Source organism: Proteiniphilum sp. UBA1028, assembly GCF_002316955.1.
GTDB lineage: Bacteria > Bacteroidota > Bacteroidia > Bacteroidales > Dysgonomonadaceae > Proteiniphilum.
In genome coordinates this window covers 80,862-85,322 of record NZ_DCEN01000031.1, presented here as the reverse complement: position 1 = coordinate 85,322, position 4,461 = coordinate 80,862, and the positions used below count along the sequence as shown (strand labels likewise).

The 4,461-nt window shown below is 52.4% G+C and carries 4 protein-coding genes and 1 pseudogene; all 5 read right to left on the bottom strand.

The window, feature by feature from the left end:
• The coding region (locus B3Z75_RS04435) for an HAL/PAL/TAL family ammonia-lyase (protein WP_294068167.1) at nucleotides 1–851 on the bottom strand (851 nt) is incomplete at its 3' end.
• The gene (locus B3Z75_RS04430; protein WP_294068166.1) at nucleotides 852–1,478 is read right to left on the bottom strand and encodes a cyclodeaminase/cyclohydrolase family protein; all 627 of its coding nucleotides are present in this window, start codon (nucleotides 1,476–1,478) and stop codon (nucleotides 852–854) included.
• A gap of 90 nt (nucleotides 1,479–1,568) precedes the next feature.
• Nucleotides 1,569–2,807, bottom strand: coding sequence for an imidazolonepropionase (gene hutI, locus B3Z75_RS04425; RefSeq protein WP_294068164.1), 1,239 nt, complete (start codon nucleotides 2,805–2,807; stop codon nucleotides 1,569–1,571).
• Between the two features lie 32 nt (nucleotides 2,808–2,839).
• Nucleotides 2,840–3,736 carry a glutamate formimidoyltransferase gene (ftcD, locus tag B3Z75_RS04420; RefSeq protein ID WP_294068162.1) on the bottom strand — a complete coding sequence of 299 codons (897 nt, stop codon included), beginning with the start codon at nucleotides 3,734–3,736 and terminating at the stop codon, nucleotides 2,840–2,842.
• Between the two features lie 110 nt (nucleotides 3,737–3,846).
• Nucleotides 3,847–4,461, bottom strand: a pseudogene (locus B3Z75_RS04415) (urocanate hydratase); the annotation flags it as partial.

Genomic DNA, 4,461 nt, shown 5'->3' with positions numbered 1-4,461 from the left:
CAACGGAAAGAATAGGGATCCTGAAGGTGTTGTTTCTCGCGGCCAACAAGTTCGCTGCCTTCCAGAAACCTGCGAATGTTTTGGCTGGTCGCCAGCTGTCCCGGATGGGGTCTGATCTGGTGTAGCCGCTGGTCGAACGGTTCAATATGGCCGTCGTAGGCATCGAGCGAAAGTGCAGCGATCAGGTCTGCCCGCAGGGAGAGACGCTGTGCCTTCATGATGGCATACACACCGTGAGCCGACATGAACTGGGTGCCGTTGAGCAGTGCCAATCCCTCTTTGCTTCTCAGAGTGACCGGTTTCCATCCAAACTCATCCAGCACTCCCCCGATATCCCGTTTCTGTCCTTTATAAAAAACATCCCCCACCCCAATCAGCGGCAGGAAAAGGTTGGCCAAGGGTGCCAGGTCGCCCGACGCACCCAATGACCCCTTATCGTAAACAATGGGCAGAATATCGTTGTTAAACAAGTCGAGCATCCTTTGAACAGTCGCCACCTGCACTCCGCTATAGCCCAGGGCGAGGGCATGTGCCTTTAGCAGGAACATAAGCTTCACAATGAGTGGCGCCACCTCCTCGCCTACGCTACAGGCGTGCGACTTCACCAGGTTCTCCTGCAAGGTACTCAGATCTTCGTTGGAGACAGTTCGTTCACAAAGCGATCCAAAGCCGGTAGTGATACCGTAGATCGGCTCCTGCTGTCTTTCCATCCTCCGGTCCAGGTAGTCGCGGCATTTCTGTATCCTCTCTCTGGCTTCGGGAGAGAGTTCCACTTTTATATTATCGTTGATGATCCATTCCAGGTCAGCGATCGTCAACTTCTTCTGACCGATATAGTATATGTTTTTCATTTAGAGTACCGTTTTCACCCATTGGATTGATTGCTTCTCTTTGTCGAGGGTTTTCTTCTCCATCGCGTCGCATGTTGCTTTCATTTCGGCGACAAATGCAATGTCACGGATACCTCCCAGATTGGTACGCACATTGAGCAACGCCCCCATGATGGCGGTGCGGCACATCATCAGGCCAACCAGTCCGTCTGTCACTGCGTTTCTGTTTCCTTTCTCCAACGTTTCCATCATTGTATCGAGCAGACTGTACGCGCGCTCAGCCACCTCCATGGGTACAAGGGTAGCAATTTTAGTAGCTTTTTCAATTTTTTCGTTGCGTGTAATCATCTCTGCTTCCGTTTCTTTTGGCAACCGGTAGGCATCCATTACCAAGAGATAGGCACCGGCGTCACGGTCGATATCTTCCAAAAAGTGGCTCCGCCGAACCGACATCTCCGCTGCAATCATCCGCATGCGTTCCTCCACGTCGGCATATTTTTTCTTTCCGATGGTCAGGTTGGCCATCATCTCTATCAGTGCTGTGGCAATGGCGGCACTGAGTGCGGCACTGCTTCCGCCGCCTGGTACCGCTTCGTTCGCGGCTGTCATTTCGAGAAATTGCTTCAGCGTCAGATCTTTTAGTTTCATCAGAATATTTTTTTAGTTGTCGGTTCTCATCCCTTATTAATTATCGCCGATTTCTGTTTCTTGATCATGTGGCATGCAAGTTGTGTCTTTTCAAACCACAATTTTCCCATTTTTAATTACACGCTCCACGGTATTCATTCCCACATGGTAGGGAAGAAACTTATAAGAAGGAAACTGCAACAGCACCAGATCGCCCTGCTTGCCAATATCGATACTCCCAATACGATCGGCGCGCCCAATGGCTGCCGCGCCGTTAATGGTAAACGCATTCACCGCCTCCTCCGGCGTCAGTTTCATGTAAATACATGCCAGAGCAAACAACAATGGTACAGAAGCACTGAAAGAGCTTCCCGGATTAAAATCAGTGGCCAGTGCCACAATGCATCCCGCATCAATCATATTGCGGGCAGGGGCGTACTTCTCCCGCAGTGAAAAAGCTGTCAGCGGCAACAAGGTAGCCACCACGCCTGCTTCCGCCAGGGCGTAAATATCCTCGACGGAGACATGCAACAGGTGGTCCGCCGAAAGGCATCGCAACTCGGCAGCCAGTCCGGCCCCGCCGAGGGATACAATCTCATCGGCATGTATTTTCAACTTAAGTCCCTGTTCACTGGCAGCTTTCAGATATCTGCGCGATTGTTCAAGGGTAAAAACCCCCTCTTCACAGAAGATATCAACTGCTTCGGCTAATTTTTCTTTTGCCACCAGCGGAAACATCTCATCAATCTGAAAATCAATAAAAGCATCCTCCCTTCCCCTCCACTCCTCGGAGATGGCATGTGCCCCCATGTAGGTGGAAACGACGTCCACCGGATGCGTATTATTTAGATGCCGCATTACCCGCAGCTGCTTTCGTTCGGTTTCTTTGTCCAGTCCGTACCCGCTTTTTCCCTCCACGGTGGTGATCCCCAGCCGAAGCATCGCGTCGAGGCGTTGGCTGCCCGATGCAATCAACTCCTCTTCTGTCGCAGCACGGGTAGCTTTGGCCGTGTTCACAATGCCTCCGCCCCGCATCATTATTTCCATATAGCTATCGCCGCGCATCCGCCAGGAGAACTCCTCCTCCCGGTAACCGCCAAAGACAAAATGGGTATGAGGATCCACAAAGCCCGGCAACAATGCTTTTCCGGTGGCATCAAGGATCATATAAGCCTGTTCATTCACCGGGACAGGCTCGTCCGGTTTCAGGATATGTGAAATAAGGCCATCCGTAACGATGACCGTTCCCTTTTCAATCACCTGCAGATGGGACATCTCTTTTCCCCGCTTACCGCCGAAGCCGCTGCAGGTAACCACCTGTGCCGCATTTTTGATGATCAGATTGCTCATATTTTTATTCTATGTCCATGGAGAACCGTTGGTTATTCCATTAGGTTAGCTTCAAGCACCTGACTCATAGAAAAGTTCTCCAGCCCCAGGTAGTAGGCCGCTGCATCCATCAGTGCCTCCATCGGCACCAGCCCGATCACTTCCCCACCCACGACGGGCACGCCGTATCGTTGTGCCTCCATGCGTACCATCTCGTGGGCACGGTAAATAGCTGTTTTGGTATAATCGGTCAGGTTCATCGACACCTGGGTGATACCGCGTGCATGCAACGCCACACCCATTGCTTTGCAGTAATGTAGCCCACCGCCGATATGACGTACTTTTCTGCTGATTGCCTCGGCAATTTCAATATTATCGGTACCCAGGTTCACGTTGTAGGCCACCAGCGGCATGCGTGCACCTATCGCCACTGCTCCGGCCGTGGGATGCGGCTCCGCAGGACCAAAGTCTGCCTGCCACTCCGGCAACTGCATCTTCTTTCCGAGCCCTTCAAACTCCCCTTTGCGTACCGATGCCAGGTTTTCGCGATGCGGTGCTGAGGCCGATTTTTCATAAAGGAACACCGGCAAGTGATATTTTTCCCCCACGGTTTGTGCCACCTCTTTTGAGAGCGTGATCGCCTCCGCCATCGTCACATTCCGAATGGGAATAAAAGGCACCACATCCGCTGCCCCCATGCGGGGGTGTTGTCCACGGTGTTGTGTGAGGTCAATCAGTTCCACCGCCCTGCCAATCGCATCGATCACCGCGTTCTTCAACGCTCCGGGCTCACCCACCACGGTGATCACCGAGCGATTGTGATCCGCATCGCTGCTGTAGTCCAGGAGCTTCACACCCTCTTTGCCACGGAAGGCGTCAGCTATTTTCTCAATTTTCACCTTGTCACGTCCTTCGCTGAAGTTGGGGACACATTCCATAATTTTGTTCATAACACCTCTTCCGTTTCCTTTTACAAGGGTTTTATTTTCAGTTTAATTGTTGTTCGGATCATCTGTTGTTCGTTACAAATATAGCGATAATCAACCGATTATTATATTTTTCAGGAAAGGATGTTTTTCAGTAGCATGTCGTCCACCAGAAAAGGTTCGGTAATGTGATATCCCCCGGGATATGTTTTGTTGAACTCCCTTGTTACCGCCATGGCATTTTCGTTGCAGGCCCAGGCGCGTCGGGCTACGCCGCCCATCACATCCCAGATCATGGCCGAGCGGAGAATCTCATCCACCCGCCGGCTGCCATCACACACCATGCCAAAGCCACCGTTGACTGCTTTGCCGATCCCCACTCCACCACCATTATGAAGTGCAACCAGGCTCATACCACGCGCTGCATTGCCGGCAAAGCACTGCACCGCCATGTCGGCCATCACGTTGCTGCCATCCTTTATGTTGGCTGTCTCGCGGAAGGGAGAGTCGGTTCCGCTCACATCGTGGTGATCGCGCCCCAACATTACCGGCCCAATCTCTCCGTTACGCACCATCTCGTTAAAGCGCAGCGCAATCTTCAGTCGTCCCTCCGCATCCTGGTAAAGGATGCGGGCCTGTGTGCCGACCACCAGGTTGTGCCTCTCCGCATCGCGAATCCATATCCAGTTATCGCGATCCTGCCCCCGTCGGTTCGGGTCAATGCAGGCCATGGCGGCCTTATCGGTTTT

Coding starts and splice junctions, on each gene's coding strand:
- hutI (WP_294068164.1), bottom strand. CDS start 2,807: ATGAGCAATCTGATCATCAAAAATGCGGCACAGGTGGTTACCTGCAGC.
- B3Z75_RS04430 (WP_294068166.1), bottom strand. CDS start 1,478: ATGAAACTAAAAGATCTGACGCTGAAGCAATTTCTCGAAATGACAGCC.
- ftcD (WP_294068162.1), bottom strand. CDS start 3,736: ATGAACAAAATTATGGAATGTGTCCCCAACTTCAGCGAAGGACGTGAC.